Raw genomic sequence first — 25,238 nt, forward strand, 5'->3', positions numbered from 1 at the left:
CTCACCGCTCCTTCCGCGCCGCCGCCATCAACCTGGCCTTCAGGTCAGCCAGCGGCCGGTCGAGCGCCACCGGGTAGGAGGCCGGCGCGTCGAGCCGGCGCACCGCCGGATCGAGCCGCTGCAGCTGCGCCTGCGTCCGCGCCCGCACCTCGACCAGCGGCGGCGGCTCGTACACCGGTTGGCCCGCGCGCAGCACCGGCACCAGCAGGTCCTCCACGCTCGCCCCGGCCGGCGGCGCGAACTCCCCGGCCGCATCGACGCGGGCGCCCGCCCCGTGCAGCCCGAGCCCCTCCTCGTAGATCACGTCGCCGAGCAGCCGCCCCGAAGGATCGGCGTAGCGCCGCACCTGCTGCAGCCCCGGGTTCGACACCTTGACTGGCTCTTCGGACAGCTTGATCCGGTACTCCCAGCCCGCGCGTCCGCGCAGCGCCGCCAGCTTGTACACCCCGCCGAGCGCCGGCTGGTCGTACGCAGTCACCAGCCGCGTGCCCACGCCCCACACGCCGATCGCCGCGCCCTTGGCCTTGAGCGCCACGATCTCGCGCTCGTCGAGGTCGTTGCTGGCGACGATCGCCGCCTGCTGGAGCCCGGCCGCGTCGAGGATCTCGCGCGCCGCCACGCTGAGCGCCGCGAGGTCGCCGGAGTCGAGGCGGACCCCCGCCATCGCGTGCCCGCGCGCCGCCAGCAGCTTGCCGACCTCCGCCGCGCGCCGCACCCCCTCGAGCGTGTCGTAGGTGTCGACCAGGAACGTGCAGTTGTTCGGCAACGCCTCCGCGTAGGCCGCGAACGCCTCGCGCTCGTCGGCGAACGACATCACCCAGCTGTGCGCGTGCGTCCCCCGGACCGGGATCCCGTAGCGCATCCCCGCGAGCACGTTCGAGGTCGCCGCGCACCCGCCGATGTACGCCGCGCGCGAGGCAGTCAGCGCCCCGTCGCTGCCCTGCGCGCACCGCAGCCCGAACTCGACCACCGGATCGCCACCCGCGGCCTCGCAGATCCGCGCCGCCTTGGTCGCTATCAGCGTCGAGAAGTTGATGCAGTTGAGCAGCGGCGTCTCGAGCAGCTGACACTGCGCCAGCGGCCCGCGCACCCGCAGCAGCGGCTCGTGCGGGAACACCGGCGTCCCCTCCGGCACCGCCTCGACGTCGAGCGTCAGCCGCAGCGACGCCAGGTAGTCCAAAAACCCCGGCTCGAGCAGGCGCTGGCCGTCGTTGCCGCGCAGCGTGCCGAGGTAGGCCACGTCCTCCGGCGTGAACCGGAACTCGGCCATGTACTGCAGCGCCTCCTGCAAACCGGCCGCGATCGCGTGCGCGCCGCGGAACGGCGCCCGGCGGAAGAACAGGTTGAACACCGCCTCTTCGTCCGCGCGCCCCAGCTTCCAGTAGCCGCAGGCCATCGTGACTTGATAGAGGTCCGTCAACAGCGCCAGCGAGCCGGGCGACACGAGTTTCGGGGTAGCGCGCCGGCCCTGCCCGCGTCAAGGCGCGCGAACTCTCGTCGCCGCTGCGCGATCGATCATCGCGCGTCAAACCGCGCGCGCTGCCAGCCTGTCTCCTGCACGTCTCGCGTCAAACCGCGCACGCGCACCACGCATGGAGGCCTCGCCCAGCACGAGCCTCGCGTCCTCCCCCATCACACGCGCAGTCGCAATGCCGCGAGAGTCGGCCTCACCGCGCCTTCGCGTCCCCGAGCACCACCGCCCGCGGACGCAGGGGCGCGCGCGCGTCGAGCAGCGCAGTACACCCCGGCCCCGGACCGCCCGTCGACGCGTCGGTGTTGTCGATCTTGCCCTCGGCGTCGAGCATCACGCAGCGCGGCTCTTCGCAATGGTCGAGCCCCAGCACGTGCCCCACTTCGTGGACCGCCGTGTTGGTGACCCGCCACGCGACGAGCCGCTTGTCCTTCGTCTTGCGCCACAGGCGATGGCCCGACACCACCGCCGCGGTCCCGCCGAGCTCGCCGAGCCCGAACACCCCCCAATCGGCGAACTTGCCCTTGCTCGTCGAGATGTCGACCGACGTGAGCCCGAGGATCCGCGTCCCTCGCGGCGCCGCGGCCACCTGCTCGCCGAGGTACCCCAGCAGCACGTCGGCCTTGTAGCGCTTGCGCGGCGCGTACCAGGCCGACTTCGGCAACGCGATCGGCGAGCGGCGCTGCACCTCCACCTGATACGTCGAGCGCAGCGCCGCCTCGATGCCGTCGACCAACTCGGCCGGAAATTCCCCCAAAACCACCAGCACCACCACTGCCCGGATCTGCGGCGACTGCACGCTCGCAGCGACGTCTCCAGGGATCTCCGCAGCGGACTCGGGCACAGACCCCGAGGCCCCAGCCACCAGCGCCGCCGCGCACAGGGTCACGAGCAAGGAAGACATGTCGAGGCCAACGCGGGAGGGCCCGATCCTATTCAGGCCTCGAGGAAGGCCCGGCCATGTGCCGCCGCCCGGGCCCACAACCGTCATCACCGCCCGTACACCTGGCCGTGAACCGGATCACGCCGCCTGTTTTCCCGTGCGCGCGCCCCCGCGCGCCGGCCTGCGCCCACGTTTGTACCGAAATTGTTACGCTGCGCGCATGAAAGAACTACTCATGAACCGCTCCGCATGGGCTCTGGCCGTCCTGCTCGCCGGTTGCGGCGACGACGGCGGCGTCACTGGCGCCATCACCGACAGCGGCACCGGCACCAACACGGACGCCACGACCACCGACACCACCAGCCCGACCCAGGGCGGCAGCATGAGCGCCACCGACAATCCGACCCAGGGCGGCACCATGGGTCAGACCGAGTCGCAAGGCACGAGCGAGGACACGACGACGACGCCGCCGACCTCGACCACCACCGAGTCGATGACCGGGACCACGACGATGGGCGTCGACACGACCACCGGGCCCGACACGACGACCACGACCACGACCGACACCACCACCACCACCACCACCGACACCACCACCACGAGCACGTCGACCACCGACGACACCTCGACCACCACCGACGGCACGACCACCGAGGACGACCCGGGTCCGTGCGCGTGTCCGGACATCGAGGTCCCGCTCGACGACGGCATCTTCGTCCTCTCCGACGACTCCCAGCTGTGGAAGTACTACCCGGAGACCAACACCTTCTCGATGCTGGGCAGCTTCAACTGCGGCGGCATGACCAGCACCTTCTCGATGGCCGTCGACCGCCTCGGCTTCGCGTGGGTCATGTTCAACACCCCCGCCGGCGAGATCTGGAAGATCGACGTCACCAACCCGAACAACTGCATCGACCCCGGCTACAACCCCAACCAGCAGGGCATCGGCTACTTCGGCATGGCCTTCGTGTCGAACAGCCAGTTCGACCAGTGTGACCGCATGTACGGCAACTCGTACGACGGCATCGGCGGCTTCAGCGAGGGCCCGAACTCCGGCGACTTCCTCAGCGTCGACCCCGACAGCCTGCTCATCGACATCATCTCGCCGACCGACTTCAACGGCGCCGAGATGACCGGCACGGGCGACGGCCGCGTGTTCTCGTTCGGCGGCGTCCCCTCGAAACTCGTCGAGCGCGACAAGGCCTCCGGCGCGGTGATCGACACCTTCCCGCTGCAGAACCTGCCGCTGACCAACGCCTTCGCCTTCGCCTTCTTCGGCGGCGACTTCTACTTCTTCACCGAGACCAACAACGGGCTGGTCAGCAAGGTCACCCACCTCGACTACGACGACAGCGACATGGACGGCCAGCAGCAGCTGACCACCATCAACAACGCCGCCCCGATCCGCATCGTCGGCGCCGGCGTCTCGACCTGCGCCCCGTTCGCGCCGATGTAGTCCGCGCGCCCCATGCCCGCGCCGCACCTCCGCGCGGCGGCACATCCGCCGCGCGGGCCCGGCGTGGCGCCCCCACGACCCCGCGTGCTACACCGCGGGCGTGCTGCAGAACTTCTGGTACGCCTGCCACCGCTCGGCCGAGATCGGCGCCCAGCCGATTCGGCTGCACATGCTCGGCCACGACTTCGTGCTGTGGCGCGACGCCGGCGGCCGCGTCGTCGCCCTCGACGACCGCTGCCCGCACCGCGGCGGCTCCCTGTCCCAGGGGACATGTTCTGACGGCCACATCGTGTGTCCTTACCACGGCTGGGCCTTCGACGCCGGCGGCGCCTGCGTGAAGATCCCGGCCAACACCGGTGACGCCCGCATCCCCCGCAAGGCCCAGGTGCGCGGCTACCCCACGGAGGAGCGCCACGGCTGGGTGTGGCTGTTCGTCGGCGACCTGCCCGAGACCGAGCGCCCGCCGATCCCGCCGCTGCCGGAGTACGGCCAGCCCGGCTGGAAGGCCATCCACGGCGACTTCCTGTGGCACGCCCACTACACCCGCGTGGTCGAGAACGGCATGGACATCGCCCACGCTCCGTTCGTCCACTCGCGCTCGTTCGGCAACCCCGCGCACCCGGAGGTCGCCGACTACGTCGTCGAGCCGCACGAGTGGGGCGCCAGCGCCTCGGTCGCGCTCGTCGCCCCGCCGCCCAGCGGCCTGTGGTCGCTGGTGCTGCCGAAGGAGCGCCCGCCGGTGAAGACCCGCGTCGCCTTCTACATGCCCTGCTGCACCCGCCTCGACCTCGACCTCGGCGGCATGAAGATGATCGTCTTCAGCAGCAACATCCCGATCGACGAGGAGCACACCCTGACCCGCTGGATCATGCTGCGCGACTTCTTCACGGGCGCGTGGGCCGACGGCAACGCCAAGAAGCGGACGCACCGGATCTTCCTCGAGGACCAGCCGATCGTCGAGGCGCAGCGGCCCCGAGCTGTCCCTTTGGACATGAGCCGCGAGGTCCACGCCAAGAGCGACGCCATCCCGCTGGTGTTCCGCAAGCTGCGGCGCGAGTGCCTGGTCGAGCGCGGCTGGGGCCTGCGCTGGGACGAACCCGAAGCCGCCGCGCCCGCGCAGTTGGTCGCCCTCCGCACATGACCGAGCTCCACCGCCGCGCCCGCGCCACCGGCGACGACCGCCTGTTCGGCGAGGCCGACCGACCGGCCCTGCGCTCCGCCGTCGCCGACCTCTCGTGGCTGCTCACCCGCGGTTACAGCGGCGACGCGGCGCTCAAGCTGGTCGGCGACAAACATGTCCTTTCGGCCAGACAGAGGATGGCCGTGCTGCGCTCGGCCTGCAGCGACGAGGCGCTCGCGCGGCGCCGCGCCACCCACGTCGGGCTGGCCGATCTCGCCGGCGCCGACCTCGCGATCGACGGCCTCAACGCGCTCATCACCGTCGAGTCGGCGCTGTCGCACGGGGTCGTGTTACGCGGCCGTGACGGGGCGCTGCGCGACCTCGCGGCCGTCCACGGCGCCTACGAGCAGGTGCTCGAGACCAGCTTCGCCGTCGACGCGATCGCGCGCCTCCTCCACGGCGCCGGCGCGCCTGCGCCCGCGCAAGTCGTGTGGTACCTGGACCGACCTGTCGCCGGCAGCGGTCGTCTCCGCGCGCTGCTCGAGTCTCGCGCCGAGCAGCGCGGCCTGCCGTGGACCGTCCAGCTCGTGCATCACCCCGATCCTATATTGGCGCAGCACGCCGGCATCGTCGCCACCAGCGACGCGTGGATCCTCGATCGGTGCGCGCGCTGGATCGACCTCCTCGGAGCGCTCCTTCGGGGTCCCACCGAATCCTCGCACGCGTCATCGCTCGAAGGTCCGGTGCTCGCCGCGAGGCCCGACCTGTGGCTGCTCGACCTCTCAGGCGAAGCAGCGCTACCGCGAGCAGACCTCGGGTGACCTTCTGAAGCGAAGCCACTTCGGGTATACGGGTTTCTCGTGACGATCGCTTCTCTTCGGCTCCCCCTCGTCCGCTCGTTCTTCCTCGCCGCGGCCGTGCTCGTACCTGGCTGTCAGGACACCTCCGCCGTCTACGCCCTGATCGGGCCCGAGGGCGGCGAGCTGGCGCTCGAAGAAGGCCCGACGATCAAGTTCCCCGCCGGCGCGCTGGTCACGACGCGGCAGATCGTGATCCGCCCCGTCGACGACGACCTCACGCGCGGCGACTTCAAGCAGTCCGGCGGCGCCTATCGCATCGAGCCGACCGACCTCGACCTGCGGATCCCCGCCGAGGTCACCTTCGGCGGCGACGTGCCCAAGCAGCCCTCGATCTTGTGGCAGCGCGGCGACAGCCGCGTCGTCTCGCACGCCGCCTCCGACGACCGCGCCGTCGCGTACATCGGCGCGCTCGGCATCATCGCGCTCGCGGCCGGCGGCGAGATCGCGGCCACCGTCGACGAGCCGATGCTCGCGCGGGTCCCCGGCGACGTCGACTACGGCAAGCCGCTCACCGACATCGCCACCGTCAAGGTCTCGCCGAAGGGCACCTCGATGCTCGACATCGGCTTCACCGTGTATGACCCGATGGGCATGTCCAATCGGCCACTCAACGGCGACGGCAGCCGCTACTGCGGCCTCAAGTTCGCCAGCGTGCAGGGCGGCAGCATCATCGCCGGCTGTTCGGGCGGCCTCGCCACCGGCTCGGTGATCGTCAGCAGCGCTCAGGTCACCGTCGACGCGGTGCCGTTCTTGATCGGCAAGGTCGACGGCGCGACGCTGGTCGAGGTCCAGGTCGGCAGCGGAGATCTCGCGCACAGCGTCGGCTACCTGCCGTTCATCACGGGCACCTGTTACCTCGAGAGCTGCTCGGGCCACGGCGCGTGCGACAGCTCGAGCGGCGCGCCCTTGTGCATGTGCGACGACGGCTACGCCTCGCCGATGGAAGACCCCCTGGCCTGCAATTGCGTGCCGAACTGCGACGGGCGGATGTGCGGCGACGACGGCTGCGGCGGCTCGTGTGGCGGCTGCGGCGAGGGCCAGAACTGCAACGAGGGCCAGTGCGAGGGCCAGCCGCCGCCGGAGACGACGACGGGTCCGGACACCACCACCACGGGTCCCGACACCACCACCAGCACGGGTCCCGACACCACGACCGACGACACGTCGACGTCGACCACCACGACGACGGGCGACTCGTCGACCACCGACGACACGTCTTCGTCGACGACCACCACGTCGACCACCTAGCGCCGCGCGGTCGATCTCCGCCGCGGTGAGCTCCGCCGTCGTCGCCAGCCCGCAGCGCACCGATGCGGGCCCTCGGCCGTCATGGTCGCGTCCCCCCAAACGCGCGTGACGGCCGCTTCGCGCCGGCAATTCGGGCGTTCATCGAAGCTGTCCCTTCGGACATCTCGATATCCTCGCCCTCAGGTTTTCCCGCCGGCCCGAGAGCCGGCGCCCCACGATCGGTTTCGCCCCGCCTGCCGCGCTTGCAGCGGCTGCGCAAACGCCTTTACGATGACCAGGTGGCGAGCATGCGTCTCGCCCCTTTAGCACGAGGAGTCGCACGATGACCCGTTCTCACCCGAAACGAACCAGCGAGCTGGTCACCCGCGCGGCGCTGATCGCCGTGACCGGCGTCGGCTCCGGCCTCGGCATGTCCGCCTGCTCCGAAGTCACGGACGGCGAGTGTGTTCCCACCGACGTGTTCTTCCGCGAGAAGGTCTGGGCCCCGACGCTCGCTGCGACCTGCAGCTCGTGTCACAGCTCGACCGGCGCCGCCAAGCACACCAAGTTCGTGCTGACTCCCAAGGAAGTGCCCGGCTACCTCGAGGCCAACATGAAGTTGGTCCAGGACCTCGCGCGCTACGAGGTCGACGGCCTCCCGCTCATCCTGGCCAAGCCGTCGATGCGCGTCGAGCACGAGGGCGGCCTCCAGCTCAAGCCCGACAGCCAGGAGTACAACGACCTCCAGGCGCTGCTGAAGCGCTTCGACAACCCGGTCGAGTGCGAGGGCGCGGTCAACCTCGGCAACTACTTCGACGAGGTCGAGCTGCTCGACGAGGTCGACACCCTGCGCAAGGCCTCCCTCGCGCTGGCCGGCCGCCTGCCGACGCCCGAGGAGTACGAGTCCGTCCGCGGCTTCGGCATCGACCAGCTCGACCCGGTGCTCGACGCGGTGATGAAGGAAGACGCGTTCATCGACCGCGTCGTCGAGATGTACAACGACGTGTTCCTGACCGACCGCTACATCGGCGGCAACGGGGCCGTCGAGCTGCTCAACGCCGAGAAGTACCCCGACGCCTACTGGTTCGAAGGCCAGCCGGACGACGTGCGCGAGCAGTACCGCTGGTGGACCAACACCAGCGTCGCCCGCGAGGCGCTCAACCTGGTCGCGTGGATCGTCAAGAACGACCTCTCGTACAAGGACATCGTCGAGGCCGACTACATGGTCTTCACGCCGTTCTCGGCCAAGGCCTACGGCGTCGACGTCAAGTTCAACGACCCGAACGACTGGAAGGAGCTCGCCGTCGGCAAGCTGCCCGGCATCCCGCACGCCGGCGTCCTGACCTCGGCGATGTGGCTCAACCGCTTCCCGACCACGCCGACCAACCGCAACCGCCACCGCGCGCGGATGACCTACAAGTTCTTCCTCGCCACCGACGTGCTGCGGCTCGGCGAGCGGCCGATCGACCCGACCGCGATCAAGACGCCGAACGCCACGCGCGAGAACCCGAACTGCAACGTCTGCCACAACGTCATCGACCCGGTCGCTGGTTCCTTCCAGAACTTCAACGACATGGGCGACTACCAGCCGCTCGCCGAGACCGACGCGGGGGTCTGGTACCCGGAGATGCTGCTGCCCGGGTTCGGCGAGGCGCAGATGCCCGAGGGCTCGACCAACAAGTCGGAGCAGTGGCTCGCCAAGCAGCTGACCGCCGACGACCGCTTCGCCCAGTCCGCCGTCAACATCGTGTGGCGCGGCCTGACCGGCGTCGAGCCGATCAACGAGCCGTTCGACGCCGCCATGCCGGGCTTCGAGGAGGCGCTCAAGGCCTTCGAGGTCCAGGACCGCGTCATCAAGGGCATCGCCAAGAAGTTCAAGGAGAACAACTACAACCTCAAGATCGTGTTCCGCGAGATCATCAAGACGGACTACTTCCGCGCGAAGAACGTCCGCGGCGAGGTCGACGAGGTCCGCGCCCGCGAGCTGGCGCAGCTCGGCACGGCGCAGTACCTGTCGCCCGAGCAGCTCTCGCGCAAGGTCGAGGCGGTCACCGGCTACCCGTGGCGCTACGGCGTCAACGACTCCGACCTGCTGCTCAACGAGAACGAGTACAAGATCTTCTACGGCGGCATCGACTCGGACTCGATCGTCAACCGGATCACCGAGCCGAACGGCATCATGGCGAACATCGCCCTGCGCATGTCGAACGAGATGTCGTGCCGCGCCACCTCGCGTGACTTCGCCAAGGACCCGTCGGACCGCCTGCTGTTCCCGTACGTCGAGACCAGCTTCGTCCCGCAGGACGACAACGGCTTCGCCGTCCCGGCCGTCAACGACGCCATCCGGGCCAACATCCAGCACCTGTACGACCACGTGCTGGGCGAGCACTATGACATCGGCGACCCCGAGGTCGACGCCGCGTACAACCTGTTCTTCGAGATCTGGCAGGACGGCAAGGCGGGCCTCGCCGCCGGCACTTACACGGCCGACCCGCCGTGCCGGACCGAGAACGACTGGTGGACCGGCAACCCGCTGCCGGAAGAGAACCGGATCACCCAGGACAACGACTACACCATTCGCGCGTGGATGGGCGTCCTCGCCTACATGCTGTCGGATTACCGCTTCCTGCACGAATAGGCCCGAAGGAGGACATCATGGACCGTCGTAATTTCTTCAAGCTCATGTCCCTCGCGGGCCTCGCGGCCGTGTCCCCGACCGTGTTCGCAGGTCGGGGCCCGGGCGCCATCAAGAACCCCGTCCTGCCGCCGCTGGCGGAGACCTACGGCGGCCCGCTGTGGGTGTTCCTCAACGCCGGCGGCGGGTGGGACCCGACCTCGCTGTGCGATCCGAAGGGCAGCAAGAGCCCTGACGATCCGGAGGCGATGAACCGGGCCTTCACGTTCGACCAGATCGACGCCGCGGGCACCATCAAGTACCCGAACATCGGCACGATGGACAGCCCGACCGCGTACCAGGACTTCTTCCAGAAGCATTACAAGCGGCTGCGCGTGATCAACGGCCTCGACATGCAGACGAACGGCCACGACAGCGGCTCGCGCCACTGCTGGTCGGGCCGCCTCGCCGAGGGCTACCCCAGCCTCGCCGCCCTGATCGCCGCCGTCCACGGCCACGCGCTGCCGATGAGCTACCTCAGCTTCGGCGGCTTCGACGACACGCAGGGCCAGGTCGCCCGCACGCGCTCGGGCAACACCCAGGCGCTGGCTCGCATCGCCTACCCCGACCGCGCCAACCCCGAGGACGAGAACAGCCTGTTCCACTCCGCGGTCGCGGGCGACCTGATCCGCAAGGCCCAGGAGAAGCGCAAGGAGCGGCTCCTGGCCACCGAGCAGCTGCCGCGCGTGCAGAACGCGATCAGCAACCTGTACGCCTCGCGCACCGGCAGCAACGAGCTGAAGAAGCTGCAGCAGTACCTGCCGGACATGCTCGACAACGGCCCGAACCCGCTGCGTCGCCAGATCCAGGTCGCGCTGGCCGCCTTCCGCGCCGGCATCACGATCTCGATCAACCTCGACATCGGCGGCTTCGACACCCACGGCAACCACGACGAGAGCCACATCCCGCGGCTGGTCCAGATCCTCGACGGCCTCGACTTCCTGTGGACCGAGGCCGACGTGCAGGGCATCGGCGACAACTTCGTGGTCCTGTGCGGCTCCGACTTCGGCCGCACCCCCGGCTACAACGACACCAACGGCAAGGACCACCACTCCATCACCAGCCTCATGATGATGGGCAAGGGCATCGGCGGCGACAAGGTCATCGGCGGGTCCGACGAGCGCCACGGCGCCTACAGCTGGGACCCCAAGACGCTCAAGCAGAGCGAGTCGGGCATCCACATCGAGCCGCGGCACGTCCACGCCAGCCTGCGGCGCCTGGCCGGCATCGACAGCCACGACCTCATGAAGCAGTTCCCGATCGCCATCGAGAAGGGCGACGAGATGAACCTCCTCGCCTGATCCTGCAGGCGAGCGGCCCGCCAGCGCGAGCGGCGTTCAGGAGCCTCCGGGCTCCTGGAGCCGCTCGCGGCGCTTTTGCGGGCCGTCGCGCCGCCGCGGCGCGCTGTGATAAGGTGAAGTCTTACGGGAAGCCCCAATGGCCACCACGCAGTCGACCGCTCGCCTCCTCGTCCTCGCCCTCGCCGCGTGCAACGGCGGCGACGCGCCCGCTGTCTCTGCCACCGAGCCCGGCACCACCGGCGGCGAGGCCCCGACCTCGACCACCGGCACGGACACCGAGCAGCCGACCACCACCGGCGTCGACGGCTTCGGCCCCGAGCAGGAGTTCGTGCTGCGGCTCAACGACGACCCGGTGCCGGCGCTCAAGCTCAGCCTCGACAAGGCCGAGGCGGCCGAGCTGTTCGGCGACACCGCCAAGGAGATCAAGCTGCTCGACATCGAGTCGGGGACGCTGCTGAAGAACACCCTCGACACGATCAAGGGCGCCTGCGGCACCGGCTGGAAGGCCGACAGCGACGACCCCAAGCACGACTGCTCGGGAACCGACTTCAAGGGCCCCGACAACACCTGGGAGACCAGCGCCGAGTACTCGCTGATCCGGATCCTCACCATGACCCCGGCCAACGCCAAGGTCGAGGGCACCTCGATCGCCGGCATGCAGGGCCTGGCCGACGGCCTCGGGATCGGCGGCGGCTTCAGCCAGATCCTGGCGGAGACGCTCGGCATCCTGCGCACCGAGGAGTTCATCACCACCCCGGAGCTGGTCGTCGCCCTGCAGCGCAACCTGCTCGCCACCCACCCGCACATCGGCGGCGACGGCAAGTCGCTGCCGCTCTACCTCGACGACGCCCTGCAGGACCTCACCACCCTCGCCACCAAGCTGGGGCCGATGGGCGGCCACCCCGGCATCGTCGACCCGAGCTTCCCGATCACCAGCGAGTGCCTCACCCCCGAGTTCGCCATGAACATCGAGGCCGAGAGCAACCTGCGCTTGCTCGACGGCATCGACCTGTCCAAAGGGAAAGATTACATGTCGACCGTCGTCGACGTGACCGGCCCGACCTTCGGCGAGCCGCTCGAGTTCGACTTCAACGACCCGGTCAAGTTCTCGATCGTCGGCGTCGCCGACGCGCCGCGGGTCGACCTCCGCTTCGCCATCTCCGAGCACGCCGACTTCATCAACTCGTGCGCCGGCGACGACGCCTGCAAGCAGAACCTGCCCGAGAACCACGACCTCGTGCAGGCGACCTGGCCCGGCTCGGCGTGGGCGATCGACCCGTGGCTGCTCGAGAGCGTGATCGTCGCCGGCGGCCGCGAGAAGTACAAGAACCGCATCTTCGACAAGTGCTACGAGGTGCTGTTCTCGTGCAACCTCGGCGCGCACATCTACGTCGGCCCCAACCCGCCGGGCTGGGCGCTGTTCGACGTGTTCCTCAACCTCGGCAACCCGCCGAAGGACCAGTACGTCTGGGAGCTGATCAACGAGGTGGCCCAGATCGCCCTGCACACCCCGCCGGGCGGCGACATCGCCGAGGGCTCGGCCGACGTCGCCTTCACCCTGCGCGACATCGACATCGGCGTCACCGGCCCGCAGATCGCCGAGTCGGTGCGGCCCTACTTGCAGGAGCAGGCGCCCAAGATCGCCGACCTCTTGCTCGGCGACTACTGGAAGAACAACGGCCCCGTCGACTTCTACTACCGCCGCGGCGGCGACGGCCTGCCCTACCTGTTCTACGTCGCCGCCGAGGACCTGCCGCCGAACGCCGCGTACAAGCACCCGAACCCCGGCTTCTTTACCTGTCCCGAAGTACAGCCGAGCTGCAAGGCCTCGTCGACCAGCCTCGCCAGCGCGGGCGACGACATCCGCGAGAAGCTGCGGCTCGACCCCGGCGAGACCGTCCTCTACGTCCAGGACGACGCCGGCACCCTGTACCGGACCCGCTTCATCGTCCCCGAGGGCGACGCCAAGGAGATCACAGTCCGCGTCGCCGCCTTCGACTGAGGCCGCGGCCTCACGCGCCGATCCGCGACATCCGCTCGTACGCCTTCTGCCCGTCGTAGTGCGACACGAGCCGGCGCAACGCGTCCTCGAACAGCGTCTGCAGCGCCGGCTGGGTCGAGTTGACGGCCGCGATCGGCACCGTGCTCTCGGCCGTGCCCTGGTAGATGAAGGCGTCGGCCGGGGCCCCGTAGGCACGGATCCGGAAGCTCCACTGCATGCGCACGTAGACCCCCGAGGGCGTCCCCGGGCCGCGCGTGCCCACGAAGCTCGACAGCGAATTCACCAGCACCTCGCCGGTGAGGAAGATCCCGCTCGGCGCCGGCAGCGACGGCGGCCCCACCGTCACCGTCGTGAACAGCTGCGACATCGTCCGCTGCAGGTCGCGCTCGACGAACGTGTGAAGCCCGTGGACCTCGATCGGCTTCACCCCCTGCCCGAGCGCCGTCATCGTGTCGGGCAGCTTGGCCGGGTCGAGGATGATGAACAGCGGGTGCTCGATGCGCCGCAGCTCGCCGGGCTGGGGGATCTTCGTCTCCATCTCGGCGACGTACACCGGATGCATCGAACAACCGGCCACGGCCAAGGCCAGGGCCAACAAGGTGGGTCGGAGCGGACGCATGACCGGCCGAGATTAACAGATCTCCCAGGGCTGGTCGCATTCGCCGCCGGCGCCGCAGCCCCCAGAGTCACGACGCGACCAAAAGCCGAAGGCCAGGGGTCTTTTAGACCTCTGGCCTTCTTTTTACTGTGAGCCCGGTAGGAATCGAACCTACAACCCAGGGATTAAGAGTCCCTTGCTCTACCAATTGAGCTACGAGCCCAAGTCCGTAACCCATGCGGGCCGCGAACGGGCCCCCCTTCTACAGGATCCCCATGGGGACGCAAGAGTTATTTTCGCCGCGAGCGAGGTCAGGCCCCCCCGCCGGAGCGCGGAATCCCGCCGGACGCCCGCTGCGTGTGCCTTTCGGGCCACTAACACGCGAACCGGCCGCAAACTTGTGCGCTAGCGCATAGAGAACCGGCGCTACCCCGCCCGCCTCGCCATGCGCCGATACCGACTCCGCCTCGCTGCCCTCTCCTCGCTCCTGGCCTGCGGACCCGACTCGTCCCCGGCCCTCGGCGGCGACGCCACCGGCACCGCCCCCGCCGAATGTCCGGCCGAGCTCGGGCCTTTTGCCGACCCCGAGGCCCGAGGCCATCTGCGCCAAGCTCGCGGCCTGCGACGGCTCCGCCGTCCTGGAGACCTGCGTCGCCGACCGCACCGCCGCCGGCAGCGTGTTCGACCCGGCGTGCGCGTAAGGCGGTGCTGCGGCAGGAGTGGAGGGCCTGCGACCTCGACGCGGCCTCGCCCTGCGCCCGCCGCGATGCCCTCGCGGCACCGGGGGCGAGACGTGCGAGCGCATCGCCGACACCGTCGACCCCTGCGGCCCCGGCCTGCTCGGCAAACCACGGCGCCCGCATCGCGTACCATCGCCGTGCATGTCTCCCGCGGCGCATCAGCGGCTGTTCGCCGTCCTCGCGGTCGCGCTGATGGTCCTCCACGTCGACACCTGGAACGCCGGCCCCGGCCCGCTCGTGTTCGGCTGGCTGCCGTGGGACCTCGCCTACCACCTCGCGTGGATGGCCGCCGCCGCGCTCCTCGTGTTCTACATGACCTCGAGCGCGCTCTGGCCGGAGGACCCGGACGACCCATGACTGCCCGATCCGACAGGGCCCAAAGACCAGGCTGCGCGCCCCGTCGACCTGGCCGAAAGACCAGGCCGCTTTACCGCCACCTGCCCGCCATCACCTGGCCGAAAGACCAGCCCCTCGCATGAGCCCGCTCGCCGCGATCGGCCTGGTCGTCGCCGCCTACCTCGCCGTCACCCTCGTGATCGGCGCCGTCGCCTATCGCCGCACCTCCGGCACCCCGGAGGACTACTTCCTCGGCGGTCGGGCCGCTCGCACCTTCGTCCTCTTCATGGCCCTGTTCGGCACCAACGTCACCCCGTTCGTGCTGCTCGGCATCCCCGGCCTCGCCTACCACCAGGGCGTCGCAGTGTTCGGCCTCAACGCCGCCATCGTCGGCCTCGGCATCCCGCTCACCTTCTTCCTGATCGGCGAGCCTGCCCGCCGCGCAGCCCGTCGCCTCGGCGCCATCACCCCGGCCGAGCTCTACGCCGAGCGGCTCGGCTCGCCCGCCGTCGGCCTGGCCCTGTTCGCCGCCTTCTTCTTCTACACCCTCCCCTACATGGTCACCGCGGTGATCGGCGCCGGCCTGACCGCCGAGGTCCTGACCGAGGGCAACCTGTCCTTCGGGGCATCCTCGGCCCTGATCCTCGGCATCACGATCGCCTACACCGCGCTCGGTGGCATGCGCGCCACCATGTGGACCAACGTGTTTCAGGGCGCGACCTTCCTCGGCTTCATGGTCGCCGCCTTCTTCCTGATCGCCGATCGCCTCGGGGGCCTCGGCGCCGCCGCCACTGCCGTCCAGACGCGCGCCCCTCACCTGCTCGAGAAAACAACCGCCGGCGCCTTCGCCCCCGGTCCGTGGGCCTCGTGGGCCCTTGCCATCTCGCTGACCGTGATCGCCTTCCCGCACATGCTCGTGCGGGTGTTCGCGGCCCGCGACGCCACCGCGCTCAAGAACGTCTGCCGCCTCTATCCCTTCGTGCTCGTGATCCTGTGGCTCCCGGCGGTGCTGTTCGGGGTGTGGGGCGCCGCCGAGATCGCCGGCCTCCAGGGCAAGGCCAGCGACGCCATCTTCCCGCTGCTCGTCGCGCGTCACCTCGGACCTGTCCTTCAGGGCATGGCGCTCGCCGGCGTCCTCGCGGCAGTGATGTCCACCCTCGACGCCCAGCTGCTCACCCTCTCCTCGATGCTCACCCGCGACGTCCTGCGCCGCCTCCTGCCCGGCCTCACTCCCGCGCGCGAGGTCGTGGCCGCGCGCCTGTTCACCCTCGCGCTGTCGGCCGCGGTGTTCGTCCTCGTGCTCGCGCGCCCGGCCTCCCTGTTCGACATCGCCGCCTTCAGCTTCTCCGGCTACGTCACCCTGACGCCCACCCTGCTGCTCGGCGTCCGCTGGCGCCGCTTCACCGCCGCCGGGGCCATCGCCTCGATCGTCGCCGGCAACCTCGCTCTCGGCCTCGCCTTCGCCGGCGTCCTGCCCGCGCCCTTCGGCGTCCTCCCGGTCGCCTGGGGCCTCGTCGCCGCCATCGCCGGCGCCCTCGTCGGCACCGCCCTGTCCCGGCCTCCGCCCGCGCACGTGGTCACCCGCGCCCTCGGCCCCGCCTGACCGCTCCCCGTCGTCGTGGTTATCAGGCTGGCTCTTCTCGCAACGCAGCGCGAATCTTCTTGAGAGCATCGTGCTTGAGCTTGCGAACGTGACCGGGCTTGAGCTCGAGTGCGTCGGCGATCTCCGTGTTCTTCAAGCCGTCGAGCACACGGCTCAGCACATCTTGCTCGAGCAGATTGCACTCGCGCGCGAGCAATCGGACGACTCGTGCCGCCTGCTGGTACTCGTCAAGCAACTCGGAGAGGTCAACCTCGTCGACGGGTTCGGAGACGGAGTCGAGCTCGAAGCCTCGCGCGTCGAATGTGTGGCGGATCAGCTTGCGAAGTACGCCGAACAAAAACCCGGCGACGTTGGGGGCCGGGTGTCGCAAGACCTCGCCCCCGCGCTCGAGTAGGATCACCCATGCATCCTGGACCAGATCGTCGGCGTCTGCTGGCCGGGCGAGGTTACGGCGAGCATGACCGACGAGCCGTGCGAGGTGGCGCTGAGCGAGTGGGATTGCCCCGAAAAAGTGGACACTTTGCTTATGCCGCTCGAGTCTGCGCCTGCTCGGCGTAGAAGCTCTCCTCGTAGGCGATCGGGGTCGAGTAGCCGATCGACGAGTGGCGACGCTGGCGATTATAGAACACTTCGATCCACTCCGATATGGTCGTCCTCGCATTCTCGCGGGTGAGGAAGATCGTGCGGTGGACGAGCTCGGTCTTCAGCGTGCTGTTGAAGCTCTCGGCGACCGCGTTGTCCCAGCAGTTGCCCTTGCGGCTCATGCTGCACGTCATGCCTGCCTGGCGTAGGGCCTCGCGGTAGTCGTCTGCGGCGTACTGGGAGCCGCGATCGGAGTGGAAGACCAGCCCCTCGTCGGACGGCTCACGGTGTCCCAGAGCGGCCCTCAGCGCGCCGAGGACCAGCTCCGTGCGCATGTGGTCGGCCATCGACCAGCCGACCACGCGGCGCGAGAACAGGTCGATGATCACCGCGAGGTAGAGCCAGCCCTCGAGGGTCCACACGTACGTGATGTCGGCGACCCAGGCCTTGTCGGGCTTGCTGGCGGTGAAGTTGCGATCCAGGACGTTGTCGGCCACGGGGAGTCTGTGGTTCGAGTCGGTCGTCCTCGTGAATTTCGGCCTACGACGGCCCTGGATCCCCTCTTCGCGCATGATCCGGGCGACTCGCTTACGACTGACCTTGCGGCCACGTCCTCGTAGTTCGCTGCGGACTCGCGGGCTCCCGTAGGTCCGCCTGCTCGCGGCATGGATCTCCGCGACCTCCTGGGCGAGCGCCGCGTTCTCCTGCGCTCTCGCCGATGGTTCACGTGTCTTCCATGCATAGTAGCCGCTCCGCGAGACCTCGAGGCTCTCACACATCATACTGACCGGGAAACTGGCCTCCTCCGCCGCGATGACCTGGAAGACGGTCACGTCTCCCTGGCGAAGAAGGCCGCCGCTTTTTTTAAAAAATCGCGCTCCATCTCGACCCGCTTCAATTCCTTGCGCAACCGGACGAGCTCGGCCCGCTCATCCGTCGTCAGCGGTCCTCGCGGGGCCGGGCTCTGGTTGATCTCTTCCTGCCTTGTCCAGTTCCTCAGCGCGCTCACCGTCAGGCCCATCTCTTGGGCCACCTGCGTGACCGATTTGCCTGAATTCTTCACGATCTTGACCGCTTCCGCCTTCTGCTCCGGCGTGAATGCTCTTCGCTTCTTCTTGCTCATGCCCTTCAACCCTCTCTACTCCGGACTCATCGAGGGTGTCCACGAGATCGGGGCAGCTTCAGAGCTCCTCGAATGCATCTGCATCGCCGCCCAGAAAAGCCGCGAACAACGCCTCGTTCGATCGTCGCGCATGGGGAAGGCCCCGCACGGGCTGGAGCGAGGAGCGCCAACCTGAGCTCTGCAAGCGCCGGAAGACCGCAGCGCGCAAGGATGTGAGATCGTCCGCGACCGGCTCTTGCGCCTGCATCGCCGCGTTCAGGAGAAGCTCGACGAACGACATCGTGCACCTATCGGCCAGAAGTCCACGCTGCATACTGCAGCACGATGGGGTGGTGGGGGTTGACGAGGGCAAGCAGAGGAACAGCGTGCGCAAGTCGCCCTCGGGCCTCGTCATGCTGCTGAAGGCGTAGGAGCACCATCGCCAGCGCTGCCTCGATCTCTGCAGAGTGGTACTGCTCGATCCCTCCGAAGCAGCGAATTTCGATGTCGAGGGCCCGGCGGAGGAGCGCGACGGCATCGTGCAACTTGCCTTCGACGAGGCAGATCATCGACAGGCTGTGCAAGGTAGATGAGACGTCGGAATGCGTTTCGGCGCCATGAAGCGCCTCGGTAATGGAGAGAGAGCGCTCCCACGCAGCACGAGCGCCGACGAGATCCCGCTGGTGGAAAAGGATATTGCCGAGGACGTGCAAACCTGCCGCGATCGACCGATGATCGTCGACGTACAGCTCGGACTTGATTCGGAGAGAGTGTTCAAGAGCGGCGCGAGCGCCTGCGAGGTCGCCAAGGTCCAGAAGGACGCTCCCCAAAGCATGAAGACCCGTGGCGACGAACGGATGCTTCTCCGTGCCGAGGACCTCGGTCTGGATCTCCAACGCGCGCGTGAGATGGCTGCGCGCGGCGGCGAGGTCCCCTTCCGCCTGAAGAACGCAGCCCAACGCGTGCAAGCTGGTGGCGACCGACGCGTGCTTGTCGGTTTCGTACAACTCGCGCTTGATGGCGAGCGCACGCGCGAACGCGGCGTGAGCGGCCCGCAGCTCACCCGAGACGAGGAGGACATCCCCGAGCTCATGCAGACAGACCGCGACTGAAAGGTGCTTCTCAGTGCCGTGGACCTCCCTCTCGATAGCCAGCGCGCGCTCGAGGGCTGCGCGAGCGGCAGGGAGCTCTCGCTGAGCAAGGAGAACTCCGCCCAACGCCTGCAGGCTGGCGGCGATGTCCGGATGATTTTCACTGCCGAACAGCTCTCCCTTGATCGCCAGGCAGCGTTCGAGAGCTGCACGAGCCGCTCGGAGGTCCCCCTGCGCCGACAGTACACTCGCCAGCACGTGCAAACCGGCTGCGACCTCCGGGAACTTTTCGCTTCCGAGGAGTTCGGCTTTGAGCGCAAGGGAACGCTTCAGCGCAGTGCGGGCGCCGAGGAAGTCTCCTAGGTCTCCAAGGACGATGCCGAGCGCATGCAGGCAAGCCGCCACGGACAGGTGTTTGTCGGTACCGCATACCGCGACCTGAGCGGCCAGCGATCGCTCGTGGACAGCGCGGGCGGCCGAAAGATGTCCCTGGGCGTGCAGGACGCCCCCCAGTGCGTGGAGACACGCGGCGACCTCTGGATGCTCTTCGGTGCCATGCACCTCGACAAGCCTGCGCATGGCCTTCTGTGTATTGGCTCAGCGTGAACGGGACAGAGGGTGGGTTGACGAACGGAGACGCTGAGGGTGAAGTGGAGGGTCGAGAGAAGTTACGCGGCGGTGCCGAGGTGGTCCAATTCTCGGCGCTTGCGTCGGAGCTCTCGGGCTGCCTCGAGCTTGCGATCGCGGCCGGCCCAGATCTCGGTCTCGCGTCCGAGGAGTTTGTCGCGCGGGCTGACGTAGCCGATCGCGCTGTGAAGGCGGTGGTTGTTGTAGTGGTCGATGCGGGTGGCGATGGTGGCGTGGGCGCCGTCGGGCGTGACGGCGTGGATGGTGTTCTTGTCGAGGGTCCGGTGATACCGCTCGATCTTGCCGTTGGCCTGCGGGTAGTTCACCGAGGTCCGGACGTGGGTCAGGCCGGCGAGGTCGATGAAGCGGCGGAAGTCGCCGGCGATGAACTGCGAGCCGTTATCGGAGATGACCCGCGGGTGAGCGCCAGGGTGGGCCTCGAGGGCACGCTGGAGGATGAGCTCGACGTCGGCCTCGGTCATGCGATCGAGGAACTCCCAGTGCACGACGTATCGGCTGTAGCCGTCGAGGACGGAGCACAGGTAGTAGTAGACGCGGGCGATGGTGATGACGGCGATGTCGATGTGCCAGTGCACGTGCGGGCCGAGGGGCTGGACGAAGCCGGTGCCCTTCTTGCTCGGCTTCGGTCGATGACGATCGAGGCGACCGGCCGCCCGCAGGACGCGGTAGGCGGTCGCAGGGCTGACGGCGACGACGTCGTCGTCGAGCATCATGAAGGTCAGCCGGCGGTAGCCCTCGAGCGGGTGCGCATCGAAGTAGTCGACAATCGCCTGGCGCTCCCACGGCTCGATCCAGTGGTCGCGCGGGGTCTTGCCGTTGTGCTCGTTGAGCTTGCCGTATCGCCGGCGCCACTCGTAGAACTTGGCGCGGGCGATGCCCAGCCACCCCACAAACTTCACGAGCGGCACCTCTGTCTTTTCGGACAGCCGATGCACGAAGTCGACGACCTGGTCGCGCTCGTCGTGGGGAACCCAGCGGTCCGTCAGGGCTCCCCAACAGATTTTTTTGTCCGGACCAGCTCCTCGGTCACCTCGGCGATCACCTCGTCCTTGCGGGCCAGACGGGCCCTTAGCCGCTCGTTCTCCGCGAGCAGCTCCTGCTCCCGGCTGGTCTCGACGCGCTTGCGAGATTCCCCGAAGGCCGCCGCGCCGTGCTCGAACAGGTGGCGCTGCCAGCCGTAGAAGACGCTCGGCTGCAGCTCGGCGCCCTCGCAGACCTCCGACACCGGCACCTTCTCGAGGTGGTGTCGACGCAGCAGGTTGATTTTCTGGTCAGGGGTGTGGTGACGACGTGTCTTCTTGCTCATGGGCGGTCCTTGCCCCGGCTCCTTCTACCAGGCCGGGGCGTGTCCCATTCCAGCTGAGCCAAAACATCTGCAGCAGCTCGTGCGCTCGTTGCGTCGGCCCTACGGCATAGTTCTCCGCCTCGCCGGCCCACAGGGCGCCGAACGGGGACTCCGGCAACGTGGCGAGGTGCTCCTCCGCCCGCTGCAGACTCTCTGCGTAGAACCCAGACTCGTGCAACGCGACGCGCAGGACCTGACCGGCTCGGTCCGCGAGCTGCGCGTCGCGCCCAGCGAGCGCGTGGCGCCAAGAATAGCCCAAACGCTCGAATCGTGCGGAGGGCGACACCTCGCCCGTGTTGGCCGCTCGCCACCAGTAACGCGATGCGATGCCGTGCCAATGCGCCGGCCGCTCGGCTGCAAACTTCGGTTCGACGAGCGGGCTGACGCGATAGGCACGTTGCCCGTCGAGCTCGCCGACCTCCAGCAAGCCAAGATTCGCCAGCTTCACGAAGTCGCGGTCAAGGTCGAACGTCAGCCCTTCGATGAGATCGAAGAAAGCGTCGACGGGAACCGAGACCTCGTAGACGCGCGCGCGCCGCAGAAAGCGATGCACATCGGGGCCCACCGACGCCCGCGCATCTTCGTAGGCCATGTGGCGGAGGAACAGGCTGGCCAGCTCATCCTGCTTGGTCTGCCGCGTCTCGTCCCCAGGCTCCCACTCAGGCACGGTCGCGGCTGCCTGACCCGCGATCGTCACGATCTCCTCGGAGGTCTTGCAGATCAGCAAGTCCCGAGCCCAGCTCAAGCTCTTGCCGTTGCGACCGAAACGAGCCGCGAGGCTCTCCCACTGGCCGAGGGAGACCGGGATGTGCGCGTCACCGGATGGAGGACCTCGCATCCACAACTTCCGCACCGCAGCGGGCTCGAGCGGGCCGAGGCGGACTTCGCCCAGAGCGTCCGCATCCGTTCCGGGGACCGGAAAAATCGCCGTCGACGTGATCAACAATTTGGGCCGGCCGAGCTGGCACGCCGGCAAGAGCGTACCAAGCAGCTCGGCCGCGTAGGGGCGCAAGCATGACGTCCCATCCCTTCGGAGCTCGAGGTTCTGTTCGAAGTCGTCGAGGATGAGCGCGACCCTGCGGTTGCGCCAGTGAGCGAGCACCCGGCGGATGCGCAGCAAGACCGGCTCCTTTCCGGATGCCAGGAGCCGCTCGGCCTTGGCATCGCCCCAATGATCGAGCGCCAGCCGCTGAAAAGCGTGGGCCACAGCCATGTCATCGAGTGCACCTTGTAGGACGATCAGGCCCAGTTCGGGGTCGTGCTGGCGCACCCGCTCGATGGCACGCGCGACCAGACACGACTTGCCCACGCCTTTCATCCCCCACACCACGAGGCCAGCGACGGCACGCGGCATCGCGCCGTCACGCTCCGCAAACATGCCGTCGCCGAGCATCCGGACGAGGCGCTGCAGCGGCCGCCGCCGGCCGACGAAGCCGCGACGCAACACCCTCATCCGGCTGTGCTCGAGGAACTGATAGGTGACCGCGGTGTCGATGACCGCGGGCAGTGGTGGCGCTTGGCTGTCTAGCCGGACACCGGTAGCTCCGGTGGTGACGAGCGCGAGCGTCGTCCAAGTGTGACTCGGCTGGGAGCTCCCAGTCTCTCGTCTGCGCAGCAACTCCCGAGCGAGCTCGACGGCCATCGGCAGCGGCTTGCCAGCGGCCACCTGCTGATAAATATCGCTGGCCACCTCCGTCGCGTGGTCGTCGCGCACCGGCCTCGTCCATCCGAGCACAGCTGGTACGCCTGCAGCGACCATCTCGGTCGCGAAACTCGGCATGGCGTAGCGCGTCTCGGCGCTGTGGCAGTTCGACAGCATGACGATCGCCGGCATCGATCTGGCGCGTCGAAACACTTCGATGAGTGCTCTCGGCGAGACATCGGCCGGCGTGCCGTCCGGGTTACGCCGGCGCATGCCGGTGTCGTCTTCCATCACTAGCCGTGGGCCCTGCGAGGTCATCAGTCCATGACCGGACAGGTGCACGATGTCATAGGAGTCGAGGAGCAGTGCCTTCGTGAGGTCTTCAAGCGTGCCGCCTTCTACGACGCGCACGAAAGCCCGGCCGACTTGGACGAAAGGCGCGAGAACCTCGAGAAACCGCTCCTCCTCGCCCTCGAAGTCGAGCACGGGTTCCACGTCCTGCGGTGAAAAGGCCATGCAGAGGATCCGCAGGCCGGAGAGAGGCAAAGGAGTGGGCGCGACCGATTTCCTGGGCCCAAGCTGCAACACAGCGGCAAAACGATGGCGACCGTGCTTCTCCGCGTCCGCGAAGGACAGGAGCTGCCACCACATCCGCGTCGCCGGGTGCTCACGCAAAGCATCGTGCTGCTGGGCAAGAGCCCGCACCGCGACAAGTAGCGGCACCCCCATTTTTTCCGCTCTGGCAATGCGTTGCGCCAACGCTCGCTCCGGTCCATCAAGCAGATCGTAGAGCTCGCTACTGGCCACCAGTCGGGCCGCCTGAACACGCGCGAGATCGTGGGCCTGCTCGGCGTCGCGGACGTCCTGCATGCGAGTAAGGAGCCTTCGCACCTGCGACTGAGGCACGCAGCGCCGCGCGTGCCCGAGCCCCTTCGTCCAGCAGAGGTCGAGGGCGCCATCTTCGCCTAGGTACAGATCGACGATCGTGGTGTGGAAGGTTTCGGTCATGTGAGCTGAAGGGTTCGGGAGGGGGATGCGCATCGTCGTTGCACGGTTCATCCGAGCTCGGCCCGAAACGTTACGACGGCTCGCAGATTTTTTTTGTCCCCCCAGGCGGAATGATTTTGGCGACCTTCGATCGTTCGGGGGAGAATCCTCGACGCGTCCCACGGAGGACGGACCTCCGGCCGACCGCGACCGGCGTATCCTGCCCCAGTGAAGCCGCGCCACCTCCTCGTCCTCCTCGCCGGTTGCACGCCGACCGCCCCCGGCAGCACCGACGGCGTTTCGGACGGCGGGACCGCCAGCACCACTGTCATTAGCACTTCGGGACATGTCTCCGAGACCAGCTCCGAAGCCACCACCGCGACGACCGCTCTCCCCACGACCACCTCGACCTCGACCACCGATGAAAGCACCACCGGCACCACCGGCCCCGCCCCAGTGTGCGGCGACGGCCTGCGCCAGCCCGGCGAGTTCTGCTTCGCGCCCGGCGTCCACCTCTCGACTGGCCCGCGCCCGGTCGCCGTCGCCATCGCCGACCTCGACCTCGACGGCGACCACGACCTCCTGTTCGCCGACTTCGAGACCGGTGAGCTGACCCTTCAGACAGGCGACGGCAGCGGCCAGTTCGTCGCCGGCCCCGTCCTCCCCACCTTCCTGCGCCCACGCGACGCGCTCGCCGCCGACGTCGACGGCGACGGCCGCCTCGACCTCGTGTTCGCCGACCCCGGCGTCGGCCTCGTCGGCGTCTACCGCCACGTCGGCCCCGGCCTCGTCTACGACCCGCCGCAGCCGGTCAAGGCCGGCACCGAGCCGCGGGCCCTCGCAGCGGCCGACCTCGACGACGACGGCCTCCTCGACCTCGCAGTCGCCGACGAGTCCGGCGACGCCGTGCTCGTGCTCCTCGGCGCCGGCGGCGGCGAGTTCGCCGACCCAGTCGTCTACCCCGTGGGCGACGAACCCTACGATGTCATCATCGCCGACGTCGACGCCGACGGCCGCCTCGATCTCGTCAGCGCCGACCAGAACCAGGCCCGCGTCACGGTCCTCCTGTCCGATGGGCCAGGTACCTTCGTCGACGCCGGTCAGCGGTTCGTCAACCCCGAGCCGCGCCGGCTCGTCGCCGCCGACCTCAACCTCGACGGCCTGCTCGACCTCGCCACCGCCAGCTTCACCGCCAACCACCTGTCGATCTTGCCCGGCCAGGGCGGCGGTGAGTTCGGCGAATACATCCCCATCGTCCTCGGCGAGGGCCTCTACGCGGTGATCGGCGCCGACCTCGACGGCGACGGCCCGCCCGAGCTCGTCGCAGTCGACCACACCCAGGGCGAGCTCGTCGTCATCGCCGGCCTCGGCGTCCACGATGTCGTCTCGATCGCGCGCTTCGAGATCGGCGCCGGACCGATGGACCTCGCCGCCGCCGATCTCGACGGCGACGGCGCGCTCGACATCGTCACCGCGGACGCCTTCGGCGCCGGCGCGACCGTGCTCCTCGCCGACCCTTGATCGGCCGCCCGCGGGCCGACAACCGCCTCCGGGGCAGGTTCCCGGGCTC

21 protein-coding genes and 1 tRNA gene are annotated in these 25,238 nt (G+C 68.7%); 11 read left to right on the plus strand and 11 right to left on the minus strand.

Annotated elements, in window-relative coordinates; translation table 11 throughout:
• Position 1: 1 nt before the first annotated feature.
• Together OV090_RS35635 and OV090_RS35640 are read right to left on the minus strand one after the other, a co-directional pair.
• A complete protein-coding gene (locus OV090_RS35635; RefSeq protein WP_267709172.1) occupies positions 2 to 1,444 on the minus strand; it encodes a nicotinate phosphoribosyltransferase in 1,443 nt (480 codons plus the stop codon).
• 223 nt (positions 1,445 to 1,667) lie between these two features.
• A complete protein-coding gene (locus OV090_RS35640) occupies positions 1,668 to 2,375 on the minus strand; it encodes a matrixin family metalloprotease (RefSeq protein WP_267709173.1) in 708 nt (235 codons plus the stop codon).
• 214 nt (positions 2,376 to 2,589) lie between these two features.
• Between OV090_RS35640 and OV090_RS35645 the strand changes: the two genes are divergently transcribed.
• The 7 genes from OV090_RS35645 (at position 2,590) to OV090_RS35675 (ending at position 12,994) form a co-directional block, all read left to right on the plus strand.
• Positions 2,590 to 3,810: a hypothetical protein gene (locus OV090_RS35645; protein ID WP_267709174.1), complete on the plus strand. Its 1,221-nt coding sequence runs from the start codon at positions 2,590 to 2,592 to the stop codon at positions 3,808 to 3,810.
• A 100-nt stretch (positions 3,811 to 3,910) separates the two neighbouring features.
• On the plus strand, positions 3,911 to 4,951 hold the full coding sequence (locus tag OV090_RS35650) for an aromatic ring-hydroxylating dioxygenase subunit alpha (RefSeq protein ID WP_267709175.1): 1,041 nt from the start codon (positions 3,911 to 3,913) through the stop codon (positions 4,949 to 4,951).
• The gene (locus tag OV090_RS35655; RefSeq protein WP_267709176.1) at positions 4,948 to 5,751 is read left to right on the plus strand and encodes a DUF434 domain-containing protein; all 804 of its coding nucleotides are present in this window, start codon (positions 4,948 to 4,950) and stop codon (positions 5,749 to 5,751) included. The genes OV090_RS35650 and OV090_RS35655 overlap by 4 nt, the downstream gene beginning before the upstream one ends.
• 39 nt (positions 5,752 to 5,790) lie before the next feature.
• Positions 5,791 to 7,038 (plus strand): hypothetical protein, encoded by a 1,248-nt coding sequence (locus OV090_RS35660; protein WP_267709177.1) that lies wholly within the window; start codon positions 5,791 to 5,793, stop codon positions 7,036 to 7,038.
• Between the two features lie 322 nt (positions 7,039 to 7,360).
• Positions 7,361 to 9,655, plus strand: coding sequence for a DUF1588 domain-containing protein (locus OV090_RS35665; protein WP_267709178.1), 2,295 nt, complete (start codon positions 7,361 to 7,363; stop codon positions 9,653 to 9,655).
• Between the two features lie 17 nt (positions 9,656 to 9,672).
• Entirely contained in the window at positions 9,673 to 10,992 is a 1,320-nt protein-coding gene (locus OV090_RS35670; protein ID WP_267709179.1) for a DUF1501 domain-containing protein, read from the plus strand.
• Positions 10,993 to 11,128: 136 nt separating this feature from the next.
• Positions 11,129 to 12,994 (plus strand): hypothetical protein, encoded by a 1,866-nt coding sequence (locus OV090_RS35675; protein ID WP_267709180.1) that lies wholly within the window; start codon positions 11,129 to 11,131, stop codon positions 12,992 to 12,994.
• Between the two features lie 10 nt (positions 12,995 to 13,004).
• Here OV090_RS35675 and OV090_RS35680 read toward each other — a convergent pair whose 3' ends face one another.
• A complete protein-coding gene (locus OV090_RS35680; protein WP_267709181.1) occupies positions 13,005 to 13,613 on the minus strand; it encodes a hypothetical protein in 609 nt (202 codons plus the stop codon).
• Positions 13,614 to 13,742: 129 nt separating this feature from the next.
• Positions 13,743 to 13,815 (minus strand) — tRNA-Lys (locus OV090_RS35685).
• Positions 13,816 to 14,167: 352 nt separating this feature from the next.
• Here OV090_RS35685 and OV090_RS35690 point away from each other — a divergent pair.
• The 3 genes from OV090_RS35690 (at position 14,168) to OV090_RS35700 (ending at position 16,271) form a co-directional block, all read left to right on the plus strand.
• A complete protein-coding gene (locus tag OV090_RS35690) occupies positions 14,168 to 14,293 on the plus strand; it encodes a hypothetical protein (protein WP_267709182.1) in 126 nt (41 codons plus the stop codon).
• A gap of 180 nt (positions 14,294 to 14,473) precedes the next feature.
• Positions 14,474 to 14,689, plus strand: coding sequence for a hypothetical protein (locus tag OV090_RS35695; RefSeq protein ID WP_267709183.1), 216 nt, complete (start codon positions 14,474 to 14,476; stop codon positions 14,687 to 14,689).
• Positions 14,690 to 14,807: 118 nt separating this feature from the next.
• On the plus strand, positions 14,808 to 16,271 hold the full coding sequence (locus OV090_RS35700; RefSeq protein WP_267709184.1) for a sodium:solute symporter family protein: 1,464 nt from the start codon (positions 14,808 to 14,810) through the stop codon (positions 16,269 to 16,271).
• A 22-nt stretch (positions 16,272 to 16,293) separates the two neighbouring features.
• Here the strand turns inward: OV090_RS35700 and OV090_RS35705 are convergent, their stop codons facing one another.
• From OV090_RS35705 to OV090_RS35735, 7 genes are all read right to left on the minus strand, one after another.
• Complete coding sequence (locus tag OV090_RS35705; RefSeq protein WP_267712112.1) at positions 16,294 to 16,893, minus strand: sigma-70 family RNA polymerase sigma factor; 600 nt, start codon at positions 16,891 to 16,893, stop codon at positions 16,294 to 16,296.
• Positions 16,796 to 17,976, minus strand: a protein-coding gene (locus OV090_RS35710; protein WP_267704949.1) for an IS3 family transposase whose coding sequence is annotated in 2 segments (ribosomal slippage) — positions 16,796 to 17,721 and positions 17,721 to 17,976 — 1,182 coding nt in all. Because the reading frame shifts where the segments join, the coding sequence is not laid out codon by codon here. The genes OV090_RS35705 and OV090_RS35710 overlap by 98 nt, the downstream gene beginning before the upstream one ends.
• 58 nt (positions 17,977 to 18,034) lie before the next feature.
• Positions 18,035 to 18,256: a hypothetical protein gene (locus tag OV090_RS35715; protein ID WP_267709185.1), complete on the minus strand. Its 222-nt coding sequence runs from the start codon at positions 18,254 to 18,256 to the stop codon at positions 18,035 to 18,037.
• A 7-nt stretch (positions 18,257 to 18,263) separates the two neighbouring features.
• Positions 18,264 to 19,625 carry a tetratricopeptide repeat protein gene (locus OV090_RS35720; protein ID WP_267709186.1) on the minus strand — a complete coding sequence of 454 codons (1,362 nt, stop codon included), beginning with the start codon at positions 19,623 to 19,625 and terminating at the stop codon, positions 18,264 to 18,266.
• An 89-nt stretch (positions 19,626 to 19,714) separates the two neighbouring features.
• Complete coding sequence (locus OV090_RS35725) at positions 19,715 to 20,593, minus strand: DDE-type integrase/transposase/recombinase (RefSeq protein ID WP_267701424.1); 879 nt, start codon at positions 20,591 to 20,593, stop codon at positions 19,715 to 19,717.
• Positions 20,594 to 20,676: 83 nt separating this feature from the next.
• A complete protein-coding gene (locus tag OV090_RS35730; RefSeq protein ID WP_267701425.1) occupies positions 20,677 to 21,000 on the minus strand; it encodes a transposase in 324 nt (107 codons plus the stop codon).
• On the minus strand, positions 20,966 to 23,689 hold the full coding sequence (locus tag OV090_RS35735; RefSeq protein ID WP_267709187.1) for a CHAT domain-containing protein: 2,724 nt from the start codon (positions 23,687 to 23,689) through the stop codon (positions 20,966 to 20,968). The genes OV090_RS35730 and OV090_RS35735 overlap by 35 nt, the downstream gene beginning before the upstream one ends.
• 207 nt (positions 23,690 to 23,896) lie before the next feature.
• On the opposite strand from OV090_RS35735, the gene OV090_RS35740 reads away from it, so the two are divergent.
• A complete protein-coding gene (locus OV090_RS35740; protein WP_267709188.1) occupies positions 23,897 to 25,189 on the plus strand; it encodes a VCBS repeat-containing protein in 1,293 nt (430 codons plus the stop codon).
• Positions 25,190 to 25,238: the final 49 nt, after the last annotated feature.

The organism is Nannocystis sp. RBIL2 (assembly GCF_026626745.1).
Taxonomy (GTDB): domain Bacteria; phylum Myxococcota_A; class Polyangia; order Nannocystales; family Nannocystaceae; genus Nannocystis.

Excerpts from the sequence above, each read along its gene's own strand:
- OV090_RS35700 (WP_267709184.1), top strand. The coding sequence starts at position 14,808 with ATGAGCCCGCTCGCCGCGATCGGCCTGGTCGTCGCCGCCTACCTCGCC.
- OV090_RS35655 (WP_267709176.1), top strand. The coding sequence starts at position 4,948 with ATGACCGAGCTCCACCGCCGCGCCCGCGCCACCGGCGACGACCGCCTG.
- OV090_RS35715 (WP_267709185.1), bottom strand. The coding sequence starts at position 18,256 with ATGTCGTTCGTCGAGCTTCTCCTGAACGCGGCGATGCAGGCGCAAGAG.
- OV090_RS35640 (WP_267709173.1), bottom strand. The coding sequence starts at position 2,375 with ATGTCTTCCTTGCTCGTGACCCTGTGCGCGGCGGCGCTGGTGGCTGGG.
- OV090_RS35730 (WP_267701425.1), bottom strand. The coding sequence starts at position 21,000 with ATGAGCAAGAAGACACGTCGTCACCACACCCCTGACCAGAAAATCAAC.
- OV090_RS35735 (WP_267709187.1), bottom strand. The coding sequence starts at position 23,689 with ATGACCGAAACCTTCCACACCACGATCGTCGATCTGTACCTAGGCGAA.
- OV090_RS35680 (WP_267709181.1), bottom strand. The coding sequence starts at position 13,613 with ATGCGTCCGCTCCGACCCACCTTGTTGGCCCTGGCCTTGGCCGTGGCC.
- OV090_RS35720 (WP_267709186.1), bottom strand. The coding sequence starts at position 19,625 with ATGCGCAGGCTTGTCGAGGTGCATGGCACCGAAGAGCATCCAGAGGTC.
- OV090_RS35670 (WP_267709179.1), top strand. The coding sequence starts at position 9,673 with ATGGACCGTCGTAATTTCTTCAAGCTCATGTCCCTCGCGGGCCTCGCG.
- OV090_RS35665 (WP_267709178.1), top strand. The coding sequence starts at position 7,361 with ATGACCCGTTCTCACCCGAAACGAACCAGCGAGCTGGTCACCCGCGCG.
- OV090_RS35695 (WP_267709183.1), top strand. The coding sequence starts at position 14,474 with ATGTCTCCCGCGGCGCATCAGCGGCTGTTCGCCGTCCTCGCGGTCGCG.
- OV090_RS35675 (WP_267709180.1), top strand. The coding sequence starts at position 11,129 with ATGGCCACCACGCAGTCGACCGCTCGCCTCCTCGTCCTCGCCCTCGCC.
- OV090_RS35645 (WP_267709174.1), top strand. The coding sequence starts at position 2,590 with ATGAACCGCTCCGCATGGGCTCTGGCCGTCCTGCTCGCCGGTTGCGGC.